A 24,395-nucleotide genomic window follows, 5' to 3' on the forward strand; every position below is an offset into this window, starting at 1 on the left:
CATAAAAAAACCCATCCGAAGATGGGTTTTTCAGGACTGCGCCAGCGTTTACTCGATCGCTGGTGCCGGGCCTTCGGCCACGCCCAGGTCATCCAGTTCGCGGGTTTCGGAGATACCGGTACCGCCGGAATCCAGCTCGCTTTGCAGCTTGTCGGTGTCCAGTTCCTTGACCCACTTGGCGACGACGATGGTCGCCACGGCGTTACCGACCAGGTTGGTCAGGGCACGGGCCTCGGACATGAAGCGGTCGATACCGAGGATCAGCGCCAGGCCGGCAACCGGCAGGTGGCCAACCGCCGACAGGGTTGCGGCCAGGACGATAAAGCCACTACCGGTCACGCCCGCAGCGCCTTTGGAGGACAGCAACAGCACCAGCAGCAGGGTGATCTGGTGGGTGATGTCCATGTGGGTGTCAGTCGCCTGGGCGATGAACACGGCAGCCATGGTCAGGTAGATCGAAGTACCGTCGAGGTTGAAGGAGTAGCCCGTCGGGATCACCAGGCCTACAACCGACTTCTTGGCACCCAGGCGTTCCATCTTGATCAGCATGCGCGGCAGTGCGGATTCGGAGGAGGAAGTACCGAGGACGATCAGCAGCTCTTCACGGATGTAGCGCACCAGTTTCAGGACGCTGAAGCCGTGGGCGCGGCAGATGCCACCCAGGACCACCAGCACGAACAGCACGCAGGTGATGTAGAAGCAGATCATCAACTGGCCCAGTTGCACCAGCGAGCCGACACCGTAGGCACCGATGGTGAACGCCATGGCGCCCAGGGCACCGATTGGCGCAAGCTTCATGATCATGTTGATGATGTTGAACATCACGTGGGCGAAGCGATCGATGAAGTCCAGCACCGGCTTGCCGTAGGCACCCAGGCGGTGCAGGGCGAAACCGAAGATCACCGAGAACATCAGCACTTGCAGGATATCGCCGTTGGCGAAGGCGCCGACGATGGTGTTGGGGATCACGTTGAGGATAAAGCCGACGATGCTCTGGTCTTTACCGGCAGTGACGTAGGCCGCGACTTTCGAAGCGTCCAGGGTCGCAACGTCGATGTGCATGCCAGCGCCTGGCTGCACCACGTTGACCACGACCAGGCCGATCAGCAGGGCGATGGTGGAGACGATTTCGAAGTACAGCAGCGCGTAGCCGCCGGTCTTGCCCACCGACTTCATGTTCTGCATGCCGGCGATGCCGCTGACCACGGTACAGAAGATGATCGGGGCGATGACCATTTTGATCAGCTTGATAAAGCCGTCACCCAATGGCTTGAGGGCCACACCGGTCTGCGGGTAGAAGTGACCGAGCAGGATACCGATAACGATGGCAACGATTACCTGGAAATACAGGGTTTTGTAGAACGGCTGACGAGTCGTCATTGCAAAGTTTCCTCAAGAGTCCCGTGGGGCAAATATCCGCCATTGCCCACGACACTTGAATTGCGAACCCTCCTGCACTGGAGGGATTTGTTTTGGCGAGCTGCTGGCTGGCAGATCTGTAATCCCTATCGCAAACGGCGTGCCACTTTCCTCAAAAGCCCTGGAGCCCGCAAAACATGGGGGTTGATGGCTATCAGCGGTGGTTTTGCAGATGACGACAGGTGGCGGATATCCGCCCAGCGATCCGATCTCGTCCTACAATTTGGCGGATATCCGCCTTGTCCACCCACAGCACGATGGCTACCATCGGCCACTCAATGGACGAGGCCCCTGCATGCGCGAACGCACCATCGCCAGTCATTACGCCCGCGCCGCCCTGGGCGGCGCGCGCCGGGCCGGCTACGACTGCTCGACGCTGTTGCAGCAACTGGGGATTACCCCGGAACTGCTGGCAGAACCCCGCGCGCGCATCGCGCCGGAGCAGTTCACGCAACTGTTGCAGCGGTTGTGGCTGGCCCTGGATGACGAATACCTGGGCTTCGCCGATGGACCGAGCAAGCGCGGCACCTTTGCCATGATGTGCCACGCACTGATTCACTGCCGCACCCTGGAGAAGGCCCTGGAGCGCGGGCTGTTGTTCTACAGCCTGTTCCCCCAGGGGCCACGCTGGCGCCTGAGCCGTGAAGGCGACATGGCGCGCCTGAGCCTGGATGACTCGCAACTGTGGGACCCGGATCATTTCTTGAGCGAAAGCCTGCTGGTGATCTGGCATCGCCTCGGCAGTTGGCTGATTGGCCAGCGTATCCGCCTGGAGCAGGCAACCTTCAGCTACCCGATGCCGGCCCATGCCAGCGAATACGACCTGCTGTTCCCCTGCCCTCTGGTGTTCAGCGCGTCCAGCAGCAGCCTGCTGTTCCACTGCCGCTACCTGAACCTGCCTCTGCTACAGGATGAGCGCACCCTCAAGCTCTTCCTCGAACGCTCACCCGCCGACCTGCTGTCCCGGCCAGACGAAGGCGACAGCCTGCGCAGCCAGTTACGCCGCCTGCTGAGCCGCGACCGCACGCCCTGGCCAGACCTGGAGGCCGTGGCGCAGCACCTGCACATCAGCCCCCAGACCTTGCGCCGGCATTTGCGTGACGAAGGCACCAGCTTCCAGGCACTCAAGGACGAATTGCGCCGCGATATTGCGATTTTTCATCTGGGGCGGGCGGATCTGTCGTTGCAGGAGATTGCCGAGCAGTTGGGGTTTTCCGAGCCGTCGGCGTTTCATCGGGCGTTCAAGAAGTGGACGGGGGTGACGCCGGGGGCTTATCGGGCGCAGGAGAGTTGAGGTCGGGCGCCATCGCAGGCAAGCCAGCTCCCACATTTTGATGTGTAAACACAATTAAATGTGGGAGCTGGCTTGCCTGCGATGCGCCCGGCGAATCAACAAAGATCACAGCGCCGGGAAATGAATCCTGAACGCCGCGCCTCCTAAAGGCGAATCCCCCAGGGTCAACCGCGCGCCGTAGCTCTCAATAATATCCTTGACCACCGCCAACCCGATCCCCTGCCCCGGATGCTGGCGATCCAGACGCTCGCCGCGCTGCAGGATCCGCGCACGCTGGTCGGGAGGCACGCCGGGGCCGTCGTCTTCGATGCACAAGCGCACGCCATCGGCACCTTCATCCAGGGTCACGCGCACTTCGCTCAGGCACAGGCGGTAGGCGTTTTCCAGCAGGTTGCCGAGCAATTCCAGCAAGGCGCCCTGCTCGATGGGCACGTCGCATTGCTCCGGCAACGCGAAAGACACCCGCACGCGTTTGTCGCGGTAGACCTTGTCCAGGGTGTCACACAGGCTTTGCAGCACCGGCCGCAAGCGCACCTGGTGGCGCACCAGGCCGCTTTTGCGCAGGCTGGCGCGCTGCAACTGGTAGCTGATCTGCTGGCTCATGCGCTCGATCTGCGACTGCAGGACCCTCGCCTGCTCAAGGTCCTGGGGGCGCTGGGCCATGTCTTCACTCACGCCCTGCAACACCGCCAGCGGGGTTTTCAGGCTGTGGGCCAGGTCGTCCAAGGAGTCACGGTAACGGGTGCGCTGCTCGCGCTCGCTGTGCAGCAAGCGGTTGAGGGAGCCGGTCAGGCGCAGCAGCTCCCGTGGGTGTTGCTCACTGAGGCTTTCGCGGGTGCCGCCTTCGATTTCATCCAACTCCTGACTCAGCCGGCGCAAGGCCTGCAAGCCCCAGGTCAGGCCGATCCACAGCAGGCTCAACAGCACCAGCAAGGCGGCGCCGAAGCCCAGGTAGAGGTTTTCCCGCAGGCCTTCCAGGGTCACCTGGTATTCGCGCACCGGTTGCAGGGCGACGATACTGAACGCCGCGCTCTTGCCCCCCAGTAGCTTGACCTCGACGTCATACACGAAGAATTCCTGGCCGTTGGCCTCGCGAATCTTCGCAAACTCATTGCCGCGCCCGTCGTAGCGCGGGCGGTAGTTGATGTTTTCTTCGCGGGTCGCCCGCGAACGCCAGACCAGGTGGCCTTCGCGGTCATAGATGTAGCCCAGCAGGCGGCTGTCGGTCAGGTTGAAGCGCTCGTCCGGCAACTGCGCCGGCATCAGCAAGCGGTTGTTATCAACCCGCGCGGCAGAGATCAGTGTGGTCACATCCGACGCCAGGCGCTGCTCGATGGAATCCTGCAACGCCAGGCTGAACGCGCCCTGCATCGCCGGCAACAGCGCCAGCATGAACAACACGGCCAGGGTGGTGGCCGCCAGCATCAGGCGCACACGGAGCGAACGGATCAACGGCAGCGCTCGTTAAACAGGTAGCCCAGGCCGCGCACGGTATCGATGGGCTTGAACCCGGCCGGGCCTTCGAGCTTGCGACGCAGGCGGCCGACCAGCACCTCGATCACGTTCGGGTCGCGCTCGTCGTCATCGGGATAGAGTTGTTCCATCAACCGGTCCTTGGCCACCACTTGCTGGTGATGGCGCATCAGGTATTCGAGGATCCGGTACTCATAGGCCGTCAGCGCCAGGGGCTGTTCGTCGAGGGACGCCTGCTTGCGGTTGAGGTCCAGCAGCAGCGGGCCGGCGACGATGGTCGATTGGGTAAAACCGCTGGAGCGACGCAGCAGTGCGTTCATCCGTGCCTCCAGTTCCTCGAACTGGAAGGGCTTGACCACATAGTCGTCGGCCCCGGCGGCCAGGCCTTCGACCTTGTCCTGCCAGTTGCCACGCGCGGTCAGGATCAGGATCGGGAAGGTCTTGGCCTGGGCCCGCAGTTGGCGGATCAGGTCCAGGCCGCCCATGCCGGGCAGGCCCAGGTCGATGATCGCCAGGTCGTGATTGAATTGCCCGGTCTGGTACAGCGCCTCTTCGGCGTTGGCCACGGCTTCGACCACGTGGCCGCTGTCGCCAAGACGGGTCAACAGGTGATGGCGCAACAACGCCTCATCTTCGACAACCAGCAATTTCATAACGCTCTCCAAGGCCAATCCACTGTCCCGCAGGGAAACATCATAGCGGCCCTGAAGGTATGCTTGTGCAGTTTACGGCCGTTGAACTGAACACAGTCTGAACCGGCGGGCTACCCAGGTGTGTGCCGCCCCGTGCAGAATAGCCGCCATGAACCTGATACCCGCCTGCTGCACCCCACTTGATGATCATTGGCCGCTGCCCGTCGCCTTGCCCGGCACGGTGTTCCTGAGCACCCGTTTCGAACCCAAACTGCTCGAGGCCGGTGACTTCCAGCGCTGCGCCGTGCCGCCACCGGCCAGTATCCAGCGTTCGGTGGCCAAGCGGCAGGCGGAGTTTCTGGCCGGACGGCTGTGCGCCCGCAGTGCCTTGCAACGGCTCGATGGCTTGGACTGCATCCCCGCCATCGGTGAGGACCGCGCGCCGGTCTGGCCCGCTCATATCAGCGGCTCGATCACCCATAGCACGGGGCATGCAGCGGCTATCGTCGGGCACAAGGCGCAATGGCGCGGGCTGGGCATGGACCTGGAAAACCTGCTGCCCCTGGAACGGGCCGAGCGCCTGGCCGGGGAAATCCTGACCGCCGATGAGATGCAACGCATGGCCGCCGGGCCACGGGAGCAGATTGCGCAGTGCGTGACCCTGACGTTTTCGGCCAAGGAGAGCCTGTTCAAGGCGCTCTACCCGATTGTGCACAAGCGCTTCTATTTTGAGCATGCCGAGGTGCTGGAGTGGTCTGATACAGGCTCGCTGCGCCTGCGGTTGCTGACGGAGTTGTCCAGTGAGTGGTGTTATGGCAAGGAGTTGGAGGCGCAGTTTGTGGTGCATGAGGGGCAGTTGTTGAGTGTGGTGGCTATCGGCGCCTGATAGATAGCTATCGCGGGCAAGCCCGCTCCCACATTTGACGGTGTTCACCCATCAAAATGTGGGGCTTGCCTGGGATGTCGGTCTCAAGGTTTGTCCTGATCCCGAGGCCAACTCAGGCTGAAACACGCGCCACCCAGATTGTTGCTCTTGCTGATCAACGCCCGCCCGCCGTGCCAGTAGATAATCCGCCGCACAATCGACAAGCCCAGGCCATGCCCGCCCGAGGCCCGGGTGCGGCTGTCATCCAGGCGCAGGAAGGGGGTAAAGATCCGCTCCCAGGCACTTTCCGGAACCCCTGGGCCATCGTCTTCGACATCGATACGGCAACGCACCTGGCCCACCTGGTAGCTGATCAGCACCCGCGACTGGGCATGGCGCATGGCATTGCTCACCAGGTTTTGCAGGGCGCGGTGCAGATAGCGCGGCTCGGCATCGACCCAGGCCCCGTCCAGGTGCGCCGATGACAGGCACACCCCCCGCGCCACGTCGATCCCCGGCCGCAGGGGCGCCAACTCGCCGATCACCTGGTCGAGCAAGGCACTCAGGTCGACCCGCTGGAAACTCAAGGCCGGCGACCCCTGCTCCAGGCGGGCATAGGTCAGCATCTCGTCCACCAGGCCGTCGAGGTCCTGGATATCGCTGTCCATGCCTTCCATATATTTACGCCGGGCTTCGGGGGTGGCGGCTTCGCCGATCATCTCCAGGCCAAAACGCAGGCGCGCCACCGGCGTGCGCAGTTCGTGGGACACCGCGCGCACCAGTTCGCGCTGGATCGCCAGCAGGCGCTGCAAGTGCTCGGCCATGCCGTTGAAGGCCGATGCCAGGCGCCCTACCGAGTCGGCACCGCGCGCCGGCACCCGGGCTTCCAGGTTGCCTTTGGCGATGCGCGTGGCGGCCGCTTCCAGCCCGCGCAGGCGGCGTTCCAGCTGGCGCACCAGCAAATACACGATCAGGCCGATCAGGGTCAGGCCGATCAAGGCGATCAGCACCAGCCATTGCGCCGGGTAAGGGTTCATCTGGTACAGCGGACCGATTTCCAGGACCCACGGCGTGCCGACCATGCCGGCAAACACGCGGATCGAGTCGCCGCCCTTACCCAGGGCCATCACCGTGTCGCCTTCAGCCACGCGCCGCCGCTGGTCCTCGTCCATGTCGGCTTCGTTCGGTTTCAGCAGGTGCATTTCAAAGCCGAAACCCTTGGCCTCCTTCAGGTCTGCCAACCGTTGCGGCTGCTCGGCCACCGGAAACCGCACGAGTTCGTCGGCCAGCAAATAAATGGTGGCCCGGGCCAGTTGCTCGCTGATCTGCTGCACTTCGCCGGTGAGCAGCAGTTGCTCTTTTTCACTGACCAGGCGCAACACCCGGGCCGCATGGGGCCCGGTCTGCTCCACCAGGACCTGGCCACGCTGCAGGCGATTGCGCTGGCTCAGGTCCAGGCGGGCATCCGCCACCGCCTGCAATTGCAAGGGAATCCCCAACAAACGCTCCCACACCGCCAGGGCGCGCTGGCGCTCGATGCTGCTCATGGGTTGCAGGTTGTCGCCCATCAGGGCAAACGTGCCGTGGGCCAGGCGCTCGCGGTACTGGCCGCTGCGCACCTCATTGAGCAGATGCAGGGCCAGGACGCCGAGCAGAGCCACCAGGATCAGCGCCGCACACATGCCGCCATAGATGCGCAGGAAGATCGAGTTCACGACAGCATATCGGCGCAAGCTTCGGGGACGAACAGGTAGCCTTTGCTGCGAATGGTCTTGATCAACCGCGGATGGATCGGGTCGTCGCCGATTTTCGGGCGGATCCGCGAGATGCGTACGTCAATGGAGCGGTCCTGGCCGTCGTAGCCGATCCCGCGCAGGGCGGTGAAGATCTCTTCCCGGGACAGGATGCGCCCGGCATTGGCCACCAATAGCCACAACAGGTCGAATTCGGCGCTGGTCAGCTCGATGCCGTCGTCGTGCAGCCAGGCTTCGCGCAAGGCGTTGTCCACCACCAACGGGCCGAATTGCAGGCGCCGCTGTTTTTCCGCGGCGGCGGGCTCGGCGCTTTCGCTGCGCCGCAGCAAGGCCTGGATCCGCGCCAGCAGCAGGCGCGGGCGCACGGGTTTGCATACATAGTCATCGGCGCCCATGTCCAGGCCCAGGACCTGGTCCATGTCGTCGGTACGCGCGGTGAGCATCAGGATCACCCCGTCGTAGCGCTCGCGCACCTTGCGGCAGATGCTCAGGCCGTCTTCGCCGGGCAGCATCAGGTCGAGGATCACCAGGTCCGGCTGCTCGGCAATGATCCGCGCCACCGCCAGGGCGCCGTTGCCCTCTATGGCGACCCGCAGGCCGTTGCTTTCCAGGTAGTCACGGGTCAACTCAGCCAGACGCTGGTCATCCTCGACAATCAGTACCTGCCAGGCTTCTTGCTCCACGGGTGGTCCTCGTTTTTATAAGGGATTTGTCCGGACTGCGCAGTTCCAAATGTGGGAGCGGGTTTGCCCGCGATAACGGTGGATCAGTAGTAGATATGTTGCCTGACACACTGCTATCGCGGGCAAGCCCGCCCCCACATTTGGATCTTCGCCAGCCATACCTAATTTGTCATGCACAAAGGGCATAACCGTGTAGGAATAAAAGGCCGATTGTAGCCATGGCCCAACCCTCAAACACAAGCCAGGAAATGCATTCGGTGATCGCGTTTTTTTGTGATAGGGTTCGCGCCCGCAAAAATCCAACCGGGTGTTTTCAGCTTGGAATATTCGGTGACAAACGGTGCGATGCAGCAGTACTGCGGCCTACACGGTGGTTCTACCTTTCATACACATTTTACCCACAGCGTTATCCACAGGTAGTGCGTTGCTAAGCCCCCCAAAACGCATTATCTTGTACCTCGTCGCCAAAAAAACCCTACATGTAGGGTTTCAAGCGAAAAGACCAAACACAAATCAGACAAGAAACTCAAGTGCTTTCTTGCTCCTGTTTGGTGGAACTTAAACCTTTTTCGAAAGCCCAAACCGCGCACGCGGATGGCTGCTGTTTTCAAGCCCGAAGGGGAGAAAGCGGTACGGGTGTTGCAATACGAACCACACCCACTCAGGAATACGGCAAAGAGCCCAAGGCTCGGCGCCGAAGACTTCGGCATGGAAGCGGCGCGAACAGCTCCCTTCCTCCTGTCCCGAGGTTGTTATGCCAGGCCAAGGCCTGTTGTAAGTGCTTCAGGACGGAACGGTGGGCACCGTGATGGTGCCCAAATAAATATAGAATGTGGAGACAACCCCCCATGCAAACCGACACAACTCGCGAGAACCCGCAAGGCTCCGTGCCGCAGGGCGCTGATTCGAATATGGATCTGTCCGCCACCGCGCCCGGCCAATTGCGCGTGATCAAGCGTAACGGCACTGTCGTTCCTTACACCGATGACAAAATCACCGTCGCCATCACCAAAGCGTTTCTTGCAGTTGAAGGCGGCACCGCTGCCGCTTCGTCGCGTATCCACGACACCGTTGCCCGCCTGACCGAACAAGTCACCGCGACCTTCAAGCGTCGCATGCCCTCGGGCGGCACCATTCACATCGAAGAAATCCAGGACCAGGTCGAACTGGCCCTGATGCGTGCCGGCGAGCAGAAAGTGGCCCGCGACTACGTGATCTACCGTGATTCGCGTGCCAAGGAACGTGCCGTACACGCACCGTCCGCCGAAGCCGTGCAAGCTCACCCGTCGATCCGCATCACCCTGGCTGATGGTTCGTTCGCGCCCCTGGACCTGGGCCGCCTGAACACCATCATCACCGAAGCCTGCGAAGGCCTGGAAGAAGTCGACGGCGACCTGATCCAGCGTGAAACCCTGAAGAACCTGTACGATGGCGTGGCCCTGACCGACGTCAACACCGCCCTGGTGATGACCGCCCGTACCCTGGTTGAGCGTGAGCCGAACTACTCGTTCGTCACCGCCCGCCTGTTGATGGACACCCTGCGTGCCGAAGGCCTGGGTTTCCTGAAAGTCGCCGAGAGCGCTACCCACCACGAAATGGCTGACCTGTACGCCAAGGCCCTGCCTGCCTACATCGCCAAGGGTATCGAATTCGAATTGCTGAACCCGATCCTGGCCACCTTCGACCTGGAAAAACTCGGCAAGGCCATCAACCACGAGCGTGACCAACAGTTCACCTACCTGGGCCTGCAAACCCTGTATGACCGTTACTTCATCCACAAGGACGGGATCCGCTTCGAACTGCCGCAGGTGTTCTTCATGCGCGTGGCCATGGGCCTGGCGATCGAAGAGAAGAACAAAGAAGACCGTGCCATCGAGTTCTACAACCTGTTGTCGTCCTTCGACTACATGTCGTCGACCCCGACCCTGTTCAACGCCGGCACCCTGCGTCCACAGCTGTCGAGCTGCTACCTGACTACCGTGCCGGATGACCTGTCGGGCATCTACCACGCGATCCACGACAACGCCATGCTGTCCAAATTCGCCGGCGGCCTGGGCAATGACTGGACTCCGGTGCGTGCACTGGGTTCGTACATCAAGGGCACCAACGGCAAGTCCCAGGGCGTCGTGCCGTTCCTCAAGGTAGTGAACGACACCGCCGTCGCGGTAAACCAGGGCGGCAAGCGCAAAGGCGCAGTGTGTGCGTACCTGGAAACCTGGCACATGGACATTGAAGAGTTCATCGAGCTGCGCAAGAACACCGGTGATGATCGTCGTCGTACCCACGACATGAACACCGCCAACTGGATCCCTGACCTGTTCATGAAGCGCGTCTTCGATGACGGCCCGTGGACCCTGTTCTCGCCGTCCGAAGTACCAGACCTGCACGACCTGACCGGCAAGGCCTTCGAAGAGCGCTACGAGTACTACGAAGCCCTGTCCCAGTACCCAGGCAAGATCAAGCTGTTCAAGACCATCCAGGCCAAAGACCTGTGGCGCAAGATGCTGTCGATGCTGTTCGAAACCGGCCACCCATGGTTGACCTTCAAAGACCCGTGCAACCTGCGCAGCCCACAGCAGCACGTGGGCGTGGTCCACAGCTCGAACCTGTGCACCGAGATCACCTTGAACACCAACAAGGACGAGATCGCCGTTTGCAACCTGGGCTCGATCAACCTGCCGAACCACATCGTGGGCGGCAAGCTGGACACCGCCAAGCTGGAACGCACCGTCAACACCGCCGTACGCATGCTCGATAACGTTATCGACATCAACTACTACTCGGTGCCACAGGCGCAGAATTCCAACTTCAAGCACCGTCCGGTCGGCCTGGGGATCATGGGCTTCCAGGATGCTTTGTACCTGCAGCACATTCCCTACGGTTCGGACGCTGCGGTCGAATTCGCCGACAAGTCCATGGAAGCGGTCAGCTACTACGCGATCCAGGCTTCCTGCGACCTGGCCGACGAACGCGGCGCCTACGAGACGTTCCAGGGTTCGCTGTGGTCCAAGGGCATCCTGCCGCTGGACTCGCAACAGATCCTGATCGAGCAGCGTGGCCAGAAGTACATCGACGTTGACCTCAACGAATCCCTGGACTGGGCGCCGGTACGTGCCCGTGTGCAGAAAGGTATTCGTAACTCCAACATCATGGCCATCGCACCGACCGCAACCATCGCCAACATCACTGGCGTATCGCAGTCGATCGAACCGACCTACCAGAACCTGTATGTGAAATCGAACCTGTCGGGCGAATTCACCGTGATCAACCCGTACCTGGTCCGCGACCTGAAAGCCCGCGGCCTGTGGGACTCGGTCATGATCAACGACCTGAAGTACTACGACGGTTCGGTGCAGCAGATCGAGCGCATCCCGCAAGAACTCAAGGAGCTCTACGCGACGGCCTTCGAAGTGGACACCAAGTGGATCGTTGACGCCGCCAGCCGTCGTCAGAAGTGGATCGACCAGGCCCAGTCCCTGAACCTGTACATCGCCGGTGCTTCGGGCAAGAAGCTCGACGTGACCTACCGCATGGCTTGGTACCGTGGCCTGAAAACCACCTACTACCTCCGTGCCCTGGCCGCGACCAGCACCGAGAAGTCGACCATCAACACCGGTAAGCTGAACGCTGTATCCAGCGGCAACCACGGTGATGATTCGGTGCTGGCTGCTCCAGCCGGTCCGGCGCCAGTGCCAAAGGCCTGCGCGATTGACGAGCCGGATTGCGAAGCTTGCCAATAAGCTGAGCCCGCCCTGGGGCTAACCCTCCAAGGCTGAAAAGCCCCCGATACACCCAAAGTGTATCGGGGGCTTTCTTTTGCCCGGAAAAACCCTCGTACGAGACTAGATCAACACGGTGGCTATACCCGATGCAGGCACACCGCCTCGCTGCCCCCACAGCTCAATGCGGCCGTTAATCACCGCCATCGAATGGCCGCCGTACTCCACCGTCCCGACCTTGCTGTTCCTCAAGTCGGCATCGGTCGCCTGCCTGTAAAGCCCCTTGAGCCCTATGCGGTCCAAACCCTCTCGCGAGTACTCTCCATCGTTAAGGGTCTTGATGGCATCCTTGAAACTGCGCGCAGCCTTACCATCGTTGTTTTCCATCTGGGCCCGCTTGGCGCTCGCGGCAAATATGAAGTTGGCGGACGTTATCATCGAAGGATCATCTCCCTCGAATCGGGCCTCCTTTGCGGCCTCCTTGAATTCTTCCTTGGAAAAATGAACCTTGTATCCATCGCGCATCGTCACGTCATAGCCATCGCCCGCCCCTTTAACCTCCTTGAACACATCCGTAGGCTCCTTGCCATACCGCATCATGGCGGCCTTTATTGCGGAAACCGTCACACAATTGCCGTCAGGCCCTTGCTTGAAACCACTCCAGATATTGCCCGACTCTTTACCGGTTCCCGGCTTTTGCCCGGGGTTGCTGTTATCAGGCTTGTAGTTGAAATAATTCCTCCCGTTGGTATAAGGCTTATCGGACATTTTTTCGGCAGGGCCAAACCCCGCAGGGTTCACTCTACCGCCGCCTCCACCGCCGCCACCGCCACCTCTTGGCGATGGCGGGCTGGGTGGCGCTACGTCATCACTGGGAAACCATTCGTCCAGCATCCGCTTGAGAAACTCAAGAAACTTGCTATCCGCGCTCTCGCCCAGCTTGTTTAGCGCCTCCTTGAATTTTTCGTCACCCATTTTCTGGCGCAGATCATTCAACTTGTCGCGCAGATCCTGCACCGTCTGGGTCTTGCCGGCTTGCTCGGCATCGAACAGTTGGCTGAGCAACGTCTTGACCGTCGACGCTTCGCCAGCAGGCCCAACGGCAGGCAACACCGTCGGTGCCGCAGCCGGTGTGAACATCACGCGCCCCGTACCTGGTGCAGACCACCCTAGACTCTCCATGCTCCGCCCTCCCAAGATTGGTGAGCCAACAGGGCTCTGGCCCCATCAGTGGCGAAGCAGGAGCGGAGTGTTCCTTCCCATGCATTTCAACGCGTTACCTGATGCTCTGCGCTGGGTTTTCCTACGCCCACAAAAAAGCCCCTCCTAGGAGGGGCTTCTTGTGCAGCACTAGCGCATCAGGTCATCTGAATGATGGTCTGCATGATGGTGCTCTGGGTGGAGATAGTCTTGGCGTTCGCCTGGTAGTTGCTCTGGGCCTTGATCAGGTCCACCAACTCATTGGTCAGGTTGACGTTGGAGTTCTCCAGGGAGTTGGCCACGATCGAGCCCAGGGTCCCGGCTTCTGGTGCATCGTAGCCAGGCTGGCCCGAGGCGAAGGTTTCTTTCCAGGTGGTGCCACCTGCAGGCTGCAGGCCTTGCTCATTATTGAAGCTGGCCAGGGAGATCTGGCCGATGGCCTTGCTCTGCTGGTTGCTGAAGGTGGCGAACAGCACACCGCTGCCGTCGATTTTCAGCCCGGTGATTTCGCCGGTGGCATAGCCATCAGTGATCGGCGGGTTGCGGTAGCTGGCCGAGTTGTACTGAGTGATATCAGACATGTTGATCGCAATACCGCCCGGGTTGGCAGCAGCCCCGTTGTCAGGGTTCCACACGCCATTGTCCATGACGCCCGGCTTCCAGTTGCTGATGGTCAGGGTGGTGTTGGATACGGTGCTTGGCGGAGTGACGATCCCCTTGAGCGTGCCTGATGTATCAAATGTCACCGTGGAGGCCACCGGCGCAACCGCACCTGTGCCCTTGACCGGCGTACCGTCAGGATTGCGTCCGTCGATCAGGGTGTAGGACTTCCAGGTATTGGAGCCGGTTTTCACCATGTACTGCACCATCTCATGGGCATTGCCTTGAGTGTCATACAAAGTGGTGCCGTACTGCTCGGTAAACGTGCTCGCTTCAGTCGGATCAAACGGGCTGGTCGTCTGGTCGATCACCGGCTTGGAGGAGTTCAGGTTGCTGCTGGAATCAACCTTGGTCGACGCTTTGGGCGGCAAGTTGGACAGGTTGATCCGCAGGTCGGTCAGGCCGCTCTTGGAGATTTTGCCATCTTCATCGGCAGCGTAGCCCTGCAGGCGCGAGGTGCCGGTGTTGTTGGTGATGTAGCCGTCCTTGTTCGCCTGGAACGAGCCATTACGGGTGTACTCCAGCGAGCCGTCGCTACCCTTCTGCACGAAGAAGCCGCCGCCCTGGATACCCATGTCCAACACGCCACCGCTGCCGTTGACTTCACCCTGGGTGAATTGTTGGGAGACCGCCGCCAGGTTAACGCCCGTGCCGATGGTTTTATTGCCAGTGCCCAAGCGGGACGCCGCATAAATGTCGCCGAACTCTGCGCGGGACGACTTGAAGCCAGTGGTCGCGACGTTGGCGATGTTGTTGCCGGTCACGTCCAGTTGTTTGTTGGCCGCATAGAGGCCGCTAAGGCCGATATTAAAAGACATGTTTCTCTCCTCTTGCCGTATCTAGCCGGCTCTATGTACCGATAGTCTGAATTTGCGACAGCTTGATGCTGCCCATGCCGCCAGAAAGATTGAGCAGCATTTCGCCGCCAGTCTGGCTCAAGGTCACGCTGGTGACCGTGGCCGGCAGCGAGGTTTTCAGGGCAACCGAATCACCAGCGTCATTCTTGGTGCTGGCCGCGAAGGTGTAGGTGCCGGAATCCAGCTGCTCGCCCGCCTCGTTCTTGCCGTCCCAGATAAAGTCCGACTTGCCGGCGCTCTGGGCGCCCAGATCGATGGTCTTGACCAGCTTGCCGTCCTTGTCGGTGACCTTGACGGTGACGTTGCCCACCGACGAACCCACGGCGACCGAGCCGGTGAAGCTCTTGCTGGTGTCGACCATGGCCTTGTTGGTTTCGATAATTACCGAACGCCCGACCAGCGACGAGGCTTGCAGCGCCTGCGACGACTTGTAGTTGCCGGTGATGGTGTTCACCGAGTCGTTCAGGGTGTTGATGCCTTCCAGGCTGCTGAACTGCGCCAGTTGCGCGACGAACGCACCGTTGTCCTGGGGCGACAGCGGGTTCTGGTTCTTGAGCTGGGTAACCAGCAGTTGCAGAAACGCATCCTTGCCCAGGGACTGGTTGCCCGAGGCCGCCTTGGCCGTGTCGGCCAGGTTGCCCTGGGTGGACTTGGCATCCTTGACCTTGGAGTCGAACAGACTCTGGATCGTCGACTGATTCGACACATCGTTAGTGACAGACATGCTTTAGCGCCCCTTATCACTGACCGAGGGTCAGGACCTTCTGCATCATGGCTTTGGCGGTGTTCATCATTTCCGCGTTGGTCTGGAACGAGCGACTGGCGGAAATCATATCAGCCATTTCCTCGACCACGTTGACGTTGGGGTAGTACACGTAGCCCTTTTCGTTCGCGGCAGGATGATTGGGCTCGTAGCGCGCTTCGAGGTTGCTCTGGTCTTCGACCACCCCCAGCACCTGGACGCCCTGGCCGGCAGCATCCTGGCTCTGGAACAACGAATCGCTGCCGCCGTTCTGACCGGCCTGGAACATGGTGGCGAACACCGGGTGCCGGGCGCGGTAGGTCTGGTCGATGCTCGACGACACTGTCTCGGCGTTGGCAATGTTACTGGCGACCGTGTTCAGACGCGTGGTCTGGGCGCTCATGCCACTACCGGCAATATTGAAAACACTGGATAGAGACATGGCTTACTCTCCGCGCAGGGCTGACATCAGCCCTTTGAATTTGCTGTTGAGCAGGGTGAAGCTGGCCTGGAAGTTCACCGAGTTCTCGGCGTAGTTCGATTGCTCCAGCTGCGCATCGACGGTGTTCTGGTCGATCGACGGCTGCATCGGCGTGCGATACATCAGCGACTCATCGCCACTGCTCAGGCCCTGGGCTTCGATATGACGGTTATTGGTCATGTTCAAGGCGAAGGAGCCGTTCTTGGTCTTGTCGCTCTGTGCGGCGAGCACGGCGGCAAAGTCCAGGTCCCGAGCCTTGTAGTTCGGGGTATCGGCGTTGGCGATGTTGTTAGCCAGGACTTCGGCACGCTGGGCGCGGAAGCCCAGGGCTTGTTCGTGGATACCGAGCGCTTTATCGAAGCTGATGCTCATGGCGGAAACCTTTAGGGGCTGACCTGCTTTTCGTAACAGGGTTATAGCAAGCCCCATGCCAGGTTTATCAACCCCAATAAATCAAGGGGTTAGGCAGGCATTGCCGGCGGCAATGGCGCAAAAGCGGCAACGCTTTTCCGCGAAACGTCAGGAAAGCGGCAATGGGCATTGCCGTTTAAAGAAAGCGGCAGGAGCCGGATTGCCGGTTCCTGCGGAGGTGGCCTGGAGGAGTGCCATCAAGTCAGAACCAATACGTTCTCTTTCCATTCGTGCCCCCTGCCATCGGAAATCTTGCCCGCCGTGGCTCGCTGTCCCACTTTGCCCCAGCGCTCCTCCATTCCCCCAATTACCGCCATCGAGTGCGCGGTACCGGCACCGCCCACATCCTTGTCTATCGTACCCACCATGCCACTTTGCAAGTCGCGCAAAGTCCCCTGTCTGACATGATCCTTCAGGCCCAACCGGACAAACACATCCTTGGTGTACTCCCCGTTTTTAAGAGAGTCCAAGGCCTTGGCATAGCTGTGCCCTGATCCTTCGTGGTTTTCGTTCTGCGCCCGCTTGGCACTGACGGCGTATATAAAGCTGGCGTCCTTGATCATCGCGGGATCACTTCCTTTGAGCCCGGCGTGCTGGGTGGCCTGTTGCAGTTCCTGCCGGGTCAAATCCACGGTTTTCCCATCCCGCATGGTGACATGGTAGCCATTGGCGGTTTTCTTCACGTCCTTGAAGATATCGGTCGGTTTCTGGCCAAAACGCTGCATTGAGGCCTTGATGGCTGAAATAGTGGCGCAGTTGCCGTTTTCACTCTGGAAAAAACCGCCAAAAATATCCGCGGTTTTTCTCCCCGGCGTCGCGCTATTGGAAGGAAAAAAATTGTTGTGAGCCAGGGCAGAATTACCGCCGGATGGATAAGCGCCATAATTGAAAGGCTGGCTCGAAGCCCTGGGATTACCCGAGACAAAATTCATACCCGGCGGCCTGGGGCCATGGGCGCCAAATACAGGCCTTGAACCTGCCTGCCCTCTTCCCGCCAAGGGATCATCGATACGCCGCTGTTCAACTGAAGAATCGAATGCAAACCGTGCACCTTGCGGACCGTACCCTGATGAAACGTTTCCCATACACCCTCCTTCTGGTGAGCGCGACGAAGAGTCAATCCCACCGTCGCAAACACGACCTTTCGTATTGGGCGGGCTGAATTTGCCCACCCAATGCTGGGTGGTGAGGAAGGAAACATCAGTTCCAGCAGGGTACGCCCCAGGATCGCCGGACAAAAAAAAGGAGCCCCTGGGGGCTCCCTTTTGCGTCGGCTCGGCTCAAGCCATCACTTGGCCTGGTAGATAATGCCTGGGCTGCACTGCACCATCTGGTAATGATCCGGCAAACCGTTCAGCGCCTCGGACGCGCCGAGGAACAAATAGCCGCCACGCTTGAGCGTACCGTGGATGCGCAGCAGGATGTCCTTCTTCACTTCAGCCGAGAAGTAGATCAAGACGTTGCGGCAAAACACGATGTCGAACTTGCCAAGGCTGGCGTAGCTGTCCAGCAGGTTGAACGAGCGGAACTCCACCCGGCTCTTGATCGGCGCCTTGACCGCCCAGCGCCCGGCGCCCTTGGGGTCGAAGTAACGCTGCAGGCGCTCCGGGGACAGGCCGCGGCCCAGGGCCAGGCTGTCGTATTCGCCGGTCTTGCAGTTGGTCAGCATGGTGCCGGACAGGTCAGTGGCAACAATTTGCACCCCGGCCTTCAACTGGCCCATATTGGTCCGTTCGAACTCATCGATGGACATCGACAGCGAATAGGGTTCCTGCCCAGACGAACACGCCGCCGACCAGATGCGCAAGCGCTGGCCAGGGCTAGCCTTGATGGCCTCGGGCAATACCTTGTTCTTGAGCACCTCGAAGGGGTAGGTGTCACGAAACCACAGGGTTTCGTTGGTAGTCATGGCATCGACCACCATCTCCTTGAGCCCGCTGCGCGGTTGGCCCTGGATGCGCTGTACCAACTCGCCCAGGGACTTGATGCCCTGCTGCTCCATCAATTTGTTGAGACGGCTTGATACCAGGTATTGCTTGTTTTCACCGAGCAATATGCCACAGGCTTTTTCCAGGAAGACCCGGAACTGTTCGAAATCCAAATTACCCGTAGACAATGAAACCGCCTCTTAACTCGTGTGACCGCCAGGGAGAAAGCCCCTAGCCGTGATCTGCAGATTTGATCCGTTCAACGACCCGGGATGCCAGGTCATCAGGACGGAATTTGGCCAGGAAGTCATCGGCACCGACCTTCTTGACCATTGCCTGGTTGAATACACCGGACAATGAAGTATGCAGGATGATATGCAATTTTTGCATGCGTGGGTCGTTGCGTATCTCGGCCGTGAGGGTGTAGCCGTCCATTTCCGGCATCTCGATGTCGGAAATCATCATCAGGAATTCCTCTTCCGGCTTCTTGCCTTCATCCACCAGCTTGCGCAGGTAGTCCAGCGCCTGGCGGCCGTCATTGAGCGCCACCACTTCGACACCGACGGTCTGCAGACACCGGGACACCTGCTTGCGCGCCACCGACGAGTCATCCACCGTCAACACCCGCAGGGACACGGCCTTCTGCTGGGTCTGCTCATCCACCACACCCACCGAAATATGCTCCGACGTCGGCGCCACTTCCGCGAGGATCTTCTCCACGTCGATGATTTCCACCAACTGGTTATCGACCCGCGTCACTGCCGTGAGGTAGTGGTCGCGCCCGGTGCCCTTGGGTGGTGGATGGATCTCTTCCCAGTTCATGTTGACGATACGTTCCACCGAGCGCACCAGGAAACCCTGGGTCTTGGTGTTGTACTCGGTGATGATCACAAACGGGTTCTCGCGATCCTGCAAACCGGCAGAACCGGTGGCCATCGCCAGGTCAAGAATCGGAATCGTCGAGCCACGGATGTTGGCCACGCCACACACCACCGGGTTGGACTTGGGCATTATGGTGAGCTTGGGGCATTGCAGCACCTCCCGCACCTTGAAGACGTTGATGCCATATAGCTGCTTGCCATCGAGTCGAAACAGCAACAACTCCAGGCGATTCTGCCCTACCAGCTGTGTGCGCTGGTTCACTGAATCCATTACACCCGCCATGCCCAGACTCCTACGCTACAAAACTTACGGGTACGACGCGCCCCCAACACGAAACGGCACGCGCTTTGCTTTTTATTGGCCATGGACATCAAAACGACAGTTTCCCGACGCCTTCGCTCGCCACAGTACCGCAGATTACTCTGCGCCTGGATGGCGTTGCTTGCCTTGGGCGCAGGCCACCAGGCCCGCGCCGACAACGTCACCTTGCCTGATCTGCTTATCGGCGTCACTCAAGGCTTTCTTGAGTTCACTGTAGAAGATTATCTGGCGAGCACCCAGACACCGGGCCGTTATGAAATCCAGGTCAACCAGTTGGACCCGCGTTTGCGCATGCCCATGTGCGACAAGGAATTGACAGGCTCCCTGGAAAGCCCCGCCCAGCCCATTGGTCGCGTGACCGTGCGCGTGCGCTGCGACGGCAGTTCGCCCTGGACCGTGTTCGTGCCGGCCCAGGTCCGGTTGTTTCGTGACGTAGTGACCGTTACTCGCCCGCTCAAGCGTACCGGCATCATCGGCTATGAAGACGTGGCCCTGCGCGAGCGGGACATCAGCCAGATCAGCCAGGGCTACCTCACCTCCGTGGACCAGGCGGTCGGGCAGAAACTGACCCGACCAATGGTAACCGACCAGGTCATCACCCTGGTTCACCTGGAACAGGCAGAAGTGGTGCGCAAAGGTGACCAGGTGGTGATATCCGCCAGCAGTGGCGGCCTGAACGTGAAAATGCCGGGGGAAGCCCTGGCCAATGGCGGGATGAGCGAACAGATTCGCGTGAAGAACCTCAACTCCAAGCGCGTGATCAAGGCCCGGGTAACAGCGCCTGGCCAGGTGGAGGTCGCGCTATAGATCACTGGCGTGGGACGCTGGCTTTTCCTACACTGTGCCGAGATCACGCTGTACACAGGTTTATTGTCGATCGAGCCTAAAGTTTGTCCGGGTATGGCCGAAAACATGGCAAGCGTCCAAATACCCAGAGGTTTTTTAACATGGTCATTGATTTCAGCCGATTGAACAGCGCCCAGGCAACGCCCGGCGGCACGCGTACCAACGCGGCCAAGGACAGCGTTGAAGCCAAGGCCCCGGCACTGCCCGCCAAGGCAGAACAAACCGCTTCGACCCAAAGTGGCGAATCGGTGCATTTGAGCAACGAGGCTCAACAGTTGCAGAAGATCACGGACTCGCTGCGCGATCAGCCAGTTGTCAATAAAGCCCGCGTGGCCGAGTTGAAACAGGCGATTGCCGATGGCAGCTATCAGATCGACAACGACCGTTTAGCCGGCAAAATCATCAAAGCCGAGCGCTAGGCCAAGGCCTGCGCCAGGCTTTTGGACGCTTAAAACCCAAGGCCAGCCATGCACGACGAAAATCTGCTGCACCTGATCACTGAAGACCTGGCTCCCGCGCAACACCTGCTGGAGCTGCTTCAAGACGAATTCGTAGCCCTGTGCGGCCGCGATATGCGCCTGCTGGAAGATATCCTGGCACGCAAGCAATCGTTGATCATCCTGCTTGAACAACACGGCCAGAAACGCAGCCAGATCCTGCTCAGCCTGGGCCTGCCCGCTGATCACAGCGGCCTGGAGCAACTGGCCAGCCACTCGTCGGTCGGCGACCAGTTGCTGGCCCAGAGCGCAGCGCTCAATGAGTTGTTGATCAACTGCCAGCAAGCCAATGTGCTCAATGGCCAGTCGATCCAACTGCAGCAAGCCACCACCGCCAACCAGCTGCGCATCCTCCATGGCGGCGAACCTCCAGCACTGTATAACGCCCAGGGCTCCACCTCACGGCTGGTCAAGCCCAGCACACTCAGCCAAGCCTGACGCCGGTTTATTGCGCGCCCTATCAAGGCGTGCCACATGCTGGCAAAATGCCGGTTCTTGCGTGTAGTCGTATTTTGTCTGGAGATGGAAGAACCGTGTTCAACACCCTTAGCGCGGAAGATGCTCCGCAGCCCCCCAAGGTCCTCACCACCCCTCTGGAAATTGCCAGCACCCTGCGGCTGCTGCAAGAGAGCCACGACCCGCTGATCATCACCTTCCACGAACGCAACCAGCGCTTCCAAAGCTACCTGGTGGATGTCGACAAGGACAGCAAGACCCTGAGCCTGGACGAAATGATCCCGCCCGAAGGTGAACGCTATCTGGAGAATGGCGAAGCATTTCGTATCGAAGGCTTTCACGAAGGCGTGCGCGTGGCCTGGGACAGCAATGGCCCGCTGACCATCGGTGCAAAGGACGGCCACCGCATCTATAAAGGCAGCCTGCCAGAAGAAGTGGTCTACCATCAGCGCCGCAATGCCTTTCGCGCGGCATTGAAACTGGCGCAACTGGTGAATATCGAACTGGGTGGTGAGAAACTCAAGGCGCCTATCAGTGGCAAGCTGCTGGATATCTCCGCCACCGGCTGCAAGCTGCGCTTTGAAGGTGATATCTCCGAGCGCCTGCAACTAGGCCAGGTCTACGACCGTTTTATCGCCGCCCTGCCCTTCGGCAGCATGACCACGGCGGTGGAGCTGCGCTACCTGCACTTCGAAGAAAGGATCAACACCACCTTTGCCGGTGTGCGCTTTCACAACATGAGCGGCCTGGTGCAGCGCCAGGTTGAGCGGTTTGTCTACCAACTGCAGCGCGAGGCGCGACGGTTCGATAAAGACGACGACATGTAAGCGCCAAACCACAGGCACAAAAAAACGGGCAGCTCCTTTGGGAACTGCCCGTTTTTTGTTTCAGGGACGGGCCCGGCTCAGGTCATGCGGGTGTTCATCCGGGTCAGGATGCTCCGGCGGCTCGGGCTCGGGCTGCGGCTCCATCTCCGGCTCTGCGTCGGGCGCAGGCTCTGGCGCGGCGGTTTGCATCTGGTCCTGGACCACCTGCTCATCCACCCGCGGGTCGAGGGCTGCCACCAATGGCGAACTGGACATGCTGTCGGGCATGGCCACGTGGTGCAACGGCGCGTCGTCCACCTGATGCAGGTTGGTCACAGCCTTGGGACGAATACGCCAGACCAGGATCAATGCGCACAGGCTGAAGAAGGCATAGAGCATCTGGTTGCCAAACAGCTTCATCACCACGCCGGCCAGCAACGGCCCGATACTCGCGCCCACCCCGTAGGTCACCAGCAACATCGCGGTGAGCGACACTCGGCGATCACCTTCGACATGGTCATTGGAAAATGCCACGGCCAGCGGATAGAGGCAGAACTGCACCAACGAGCACAGGAACCCGGCAATAAACAGCACTTCCAGCGGCACCTGGGTCATGATCGCCAGCGGCAATGCCGCCACCGCCAGGCACAGGGCGAAACAGCGAATCAACAAGGCGCGGTCATAGCGATCGGACAGCCAGCCCAGTGGCCATTGCACCAACAGGCCGGCAAAAATGCAGCTACCCATGAACAGGCCGACCTGCTCGGTGCTCAAGCCCTGTTGGGCCGCGTACAGCGGCGCCAGGCCATAGAAGGAGCCGACGATCAGGCCCGCCCCCAGCACCGTACTCAAAGACTGCGGCACGCGCTTGATAAAAAAGCGCGGCTCCATCGGCGCCGGATGCAAGGGCGCGGGGTGAATACGCCGGGTCATGGCGACCGGCACCAGGCACAGGGCAAAACACAGCGCCACCAGCATCAGCAACTCAAGTCCCAATTGGGGGTGCATGACCAGAATCAGCTGGCCCAGCACCAGGCCCAGGTACGACGCGATCATATAGCCGCTGAACACCACGCCACGCTGCTTGGCATCCGCCTGCTCGTTGAGCCAGCTCTCGATCACCATGTACTGGCACATCATGCCGAGGCCGACGATTATCCGTAGCACGATCCAGGCCGGCAGCCAGTCCACCAGGCCATGGCCCAGCACCGCCGCACCGACAATTCCGGCACAGGTGGCATAGGCCCGAATATGACCAACGCGGGCGATCAGGCGATGCCCGATCTTGCCACCCAGCACCAGGCCAAAATAGTTGGCCGCCATCAGCGCACCGACCCATAGGCTGTCGACGTTATCCGCCGCCAGGCGCAAGGCCAGGTAAGTACTGAGCAGGCCGGAGCCGATCAGCATCATCAAGGAGGCGAAATAAAGGGCTCGAAAAGATTTCCAGATCTGGCGCATCGGCGTTCCGAGCGGCTCCTTGCAGTGGGTGTCAGGCAATTCGCATAGCCTGAGGGCGAAGCGTCGTTAAGCCCAGGCACCCAACTACACAGGCACCCAGGGGCATTTTGATCCAGCAAGCGGCACAACCTCGGGATCACCGAAGCATGCAGCCTTCGATGAACTTGGCACCCAACAGTTCCTTCGCTGTTCAGCTACGTGTCAGACGCATCCAGACCGGGGGCGAGGTACAAGGTTTTAACAATATATCTCGCCAGCCAGCCCAAAGGCACTGGCCAAGCGGCCAAGAAAACAGCCGCCCATAAAAAAACCCCGCCAGAGCATTCTGATCGGGGTTTTTCAGCGTCTCGGCCAGGGTAGAGGTGAGACTGCAAATGGTGTCCCAGGGCCGGTTCGAACGGCCAACCTTCCCCTTAGGAGGGGGATGCTCTATCCAATTGAGCTACTGGGACTTATGACAGGCGCAAGGCCAAATGGCGTCGCGACAGACGGCGTGCATGTTAACGGCCAAGGTGAGTTTTGTCATGTCGTCCGCAAGCTTTTTAGGCGTAAGCCGTTAACGCGCCCACCTCCTGCCTACAGGGCTGCCAAGACCCATCGTGCAAAATGCACTAGCACGAAAGGCCATCATTGCATCTTGCAACGAGCCATACTTTTGAGATCAATCTAACATACTGTTTTTTAAGGATTTTTATCAAAATAGCAGCTGGCACGATGACTGCACTCTTTACCCTTAACAATCTGTCCTGCACATGAACACGGGGAAACACCCATGAACAGCACCCTCCTGCTTCTGAATGCCCTGGCCCTGGCGGTACTGGTGATGTTCCAGTTCCAGACCAGTGGCGATAGCGATGCAGCGCAGATCAGCCACACAGGCAGCCACCAGACCCAGCAACGCGCGCAACTGGCACTGATGACAGCCAATGGGCAACCCTCTGTTCAGTTGGCACAAGGCGCGCAGGCCGCCGGCACTTCTGAGCACTGGATTTTCTAAGCGAGCCGATC

Annotated in this window: 22 protein-coding genes and 1 tRNA gene; 8 read left to right on the plus strand and 15 right to left on the minus strand. The window is 60.1% G+C overall.

Annotated features, from left to right (window positions below):
• Positions 1-48: 48 nt before the first annotated feature.
• Positions 49-1,380: a dicarboxylate/amino acid:cation symporter gene (locus tag ACO77H_RS20520; protein WP_432754506.1), complete on the minus strand. Its 1,332-nt coding sequence runs from the start codon at positions 1,378-1,380 to the stop codon at positions 49-51.
• A gap of 334 nt (positions 1,381-1,714) precedes the next feature.
• Here ACO77H_RS20520 and ACO77H_RS20525 point away from each other — a divergent pair, with 334 nt between their 5' ends.
• Positions 1,715-2,713: an AraC family transcriptional regulator gene (locus tag ACO77H_RS20525; protein WP_170043767.1), complete on the plus strand. Its 999-nt coding sequence runs from the start codon at positions 1,715-1,717 to the stop codon at positions 2,711-2,713.
• A gap of 105 nt (positions 2,714-2,818) precedes the next feature.
• On the opposite strand, the gene ACO77H_RS20530 is transcribed toward ACO77H_RS20525, so the two are convergent.
• On the minus strand, positions 2,819-4,165 hold the full coding sequence (locus ACO77H_RS20530; RefSeq protein WP_170043768.1) for an ATP-binding protein: 1,347 nt from the start codon (positions 4,163-4,165) through the stop codon (positions 2,819-2,821).
• Positions 4,162-4,839, minus strand: a complete 678-nt coding sequence (locus ACO77H_RS20535; RefSeq protein WP_169955185.1) for a response regulator transcription factor — start codon at positions 4,837-4,839, stop codon at positions 4,162-4,164. Before ACO77H_RS20535 ends, ACO77H_RS20530 begins: the two co-directional genes overlap by 4 nt.
• A gap of 148 nt (positions 4,840-4,987) precedes the next feature.
• On the opposite strand from ACO77H_RS20535, the gene ACO77H_RS20540 reads away from it, so the two are divergent.
• The gene (locus ACO77H_RS20540; protein WP_432754507.1) at positions 4,988-5,704 is read left to right on the plus strand and encodes a 4'-phosphopantetheinyl transferase family protein; all 717 of its coding nucleotides are present in this window, start codon (positions 4,988-4,990) and stop codon (positions 5,702-5,704) included.
• An 83-nt stretch (positions 5,705-5,787) separates the two neighbouring features.
• Here the strand turns inward: ACO77H_RS20540 and ACO77H_RS20545 are convergent, their stop codons facing one another.
• Positions 5,788-7,398, minus strand: a complete 1,611-nt coding sequence (locus ACO77H_RS20545; protein WP_170056927.1) for an ATP-binding protein — start codon at positions 7,396-7,398, stop codon at positions 5,788-5,790.
• Positions 7,395-8,120: a response regulator gene (locus tag ACO77H_RS20550; RefSeq protein WP_432754508.1), complete on the minus strand. Its 726-nt coding sequence runs from the start codon at positions 8,118-8,120 to the stop codon at positions 7,395-7,397. Before ACO77H_RS20550 ends, ACO77H_RS20545 begins: the two co-directional genes overlap by 4 nt.
• Positions 8,121-8,968: 848 nt before the next feature.
• Between ACO77H_RS20550 and ACO77H_RS20555 the strand changes: the two genes are divergently transcribed.
• The gene (locus ACO77H_RS20555; protein ID WP_170043770.1) at positions 8,969-11,860 is read left to right on the plus strand and encodes a ribonucleoside-diphosphate reductase subunit alpha; all 2,892 of its coding nucleotides are present in this window, start codon (positions 8,969-8,971) and stop codon (positions 11,858-11,860) included.
• A 102-nt stretch (positions 11,861-11,962) separates the two neighbouring features.
• Here ACO77H_RS20555 and ACO77H_RS20560 read toward each other — a convergent pair whose 3' ends face one another.
• From ACO77H_RS20560 to ACO77H_RS20595, 8 genes are all read right to left on the minus strand, one after another.
• Positions 11,963-12,979 carry a hypothetical protein gene (locus ACO77H_RS20560; protein WP_170043771.1) on the minus strand — a complete coding sequence of 339 codons (1,017 nt, stop codon included), beginning with the start codon at positions 12,977-12,979 and terminating at the stop codon, positions 11,963-11,965.
• Positions 12,980-13,197: 218 nt separating this feature from the next.
• The gene (flgE, locus tag ACO77H_RS20565; protein WP_169955180.1) at positions 13,198-14,517 is read right to left on the minus strand and encodes a flagellar hook protein FlgE; all 1,320 of its coding nucleotides are present in this window, start codon (positions 14,515-14,517) and stop codon (positions 13,198-13,200) included.
• Between the two features lie 31 nt (positions 14,518-14,548).
• Complete coding sequence (gene flgD / locus ACO77H_RS20570; protein WP_169955179.1) at positions 14,549-15,280, minus strand: flagellar hook assembly protein FlgD; 732 nt, start codon at positions 15,278-15,280, stop codon at positions 14,549-14,551.
• A 16-nt stretch (positions 15,281-15,296) separates the two neighbouring features.
• Complete coding sequence (gene flgC / locus ACO77H_RS20575; RefSeq protein ID WP_169955178.1) at positions 15,297-15,740, minus strand: flagellar basal body rod protein FlgC; 444 nt, start codon at positions 15,738-15,740, stop codon at positions 15,297-15,299.
• Positions 15,741-15,743: 3 nt separating this feature from the next.
• Positions 15,744-16,151: a flagellar basal body rod protein FlgB gene (flgB, locus tag ACO77H_RS20580; protein ID WP_057439685.1), complete on the minus strand. Its 408-nt coding sequence runs from the start codon at positions 16,149-16,151 to the stop codon at positions 15,744-15,746.
• Between the two features lie 236 nt (positions 16,152-16,387).
• On the minus strand, positions 16,388-17,275 hold the full coding sequence (locus ACO77H_RS20585; RefSeq protein WP_170056924.1) for a hypothetical protein: 888 nt from the start codon (positions 17,273-17,275) through the stop codon (positions 16,388-16,390).
• A gap of 203 nt (positions 17,276-17,478) precedes the next feature.
• Complete coding sequence (gene cheR / locus ACO77H_RS20590) at positions 17,479-18,306, minus strand: protein-glutamate O-methyltransferase CheR (RefSeq protein ID WP_057439687.1); 828 nt, start codon at positions 18,304-18,306, stop codon at positions 17,479-17,481.
• 43 nt (positions 18,307-18,349) lie between these two features.
• Positions 18,350-19,282 carry a chemotaxis protein CheV gene (locus ACO77H_RS20595; RefSeq protein WP_169955176.1) on the minus strand — a complete coding sequence of 311 codons (933 nt, stop codon included), beginning with the start codon at positions 19,280-19,282 and terminating at the stop codon, positions 18,350-18,352.
• 81 nt (positions 19,283-19,363) lie between these two features.
• Here ACO77H_RS20595 and flgA point away from each other — a divergent pair, with 81 nt between their 5' ends.
• From flgA to ACO77H_RS20615, 4 genes are all read left to right on the plus strand, one after another.
• A complete protein-coding gene (gene flgA, locus ACO77H_RS20600; RefSeq protein WP_432754509.1) occupies positions 19,364-20,128 on the plus strand; it encodes a flagellar basal body P-ring formation chaperone FlgA in 765 nt (254 codons plus the stop codon).
• Between the two features lie 140 nt (positions 20,129-20,268).
• The gene (gene flgM, locus ACO77H_RS20605; protein ID WP_057960432.1) at positions 20,269-20,586 is read left to right on the plus strand and encodes a flagellar biosynthesis anti-sigma factor FlgM; all 318 of its coding nucleotides are present in this window, start codon (positions 20,269-20,271) and stop codon (positions 20,584-20,586) included.
• Between the two features lie 48 nt (positions 20,587-20,634).
• Positions 20,635-21,102, plus strand: coding sequence for a flagella synthesis protein FlgN (locus ACO77H_RS20610; RefSeq protein ID WP_170043774.1), 468 nt, complete (start codon positions 20,635-20,637; stop codon positions 21,100-21,102).
• Between the two features lie 95 nt (positions 21,103-21,197).
• A complete protein-coding gene (locus tag ACO77H_RS20615) occupies positions 21,198-21,947 on the plus strand; it encodes a flagellar brake protein (RefSeq protein ID WP_169955173.1) in 750 nt (249 codons plus the stop codon).
• Positions 21,948-22,007: 60 nt separating this feature from the next.
• On the opposite strand, the gene ACO77H_RS20620 is transcribed toward ACO77H_RS20615, so the two are convergent.
• The gene (locus ACO77H_RS20620) at positions 22,008-23,387 is read right to left on the minus strand and encodes an MFS transporter (RefSeq protein WP_169955172.1); all 1,380 of its coding nucleotides are present in this window, start codon (positions 23,385-23,387) and stop codon (positions 22,008-22,010) included.
• A gap of 375 nt (positions 23,388-23,762) precedes the next feature.
• Positions 23,763-23,839 (minus strand) — tRNA-Arg (locus tag ACO77H_RS20625).
• A gap of 320 nt (positions 23,840-24,159) precedes the next feature.
• Here ACO77H_RS20625 and ACO77H_RS20630 point away from each other — a divergent pair.
• Positions 24,160-24,384, plus strand: a complete 225-nt coding sequence (locus ACO77H_RS20630) for a hypothetical protein (RefSeq protein WP_432754510.1) — start codon at positions 24,160-24,162, stop codon at positions 24,382-24,384.
• Positions 24,385-24,395: the final 11 nt, after the last annotated feature.

The organism is Pseudomonas sp. WMBT8 (assembly GCF_050916005.1).
Taxonomy (GTDB): domain Bacteria; phylum Pseudomonadota; class Gammaproteobacteria; order Pseudomonadales; family Pseudomonadaceae; genus Aquipseudomonas.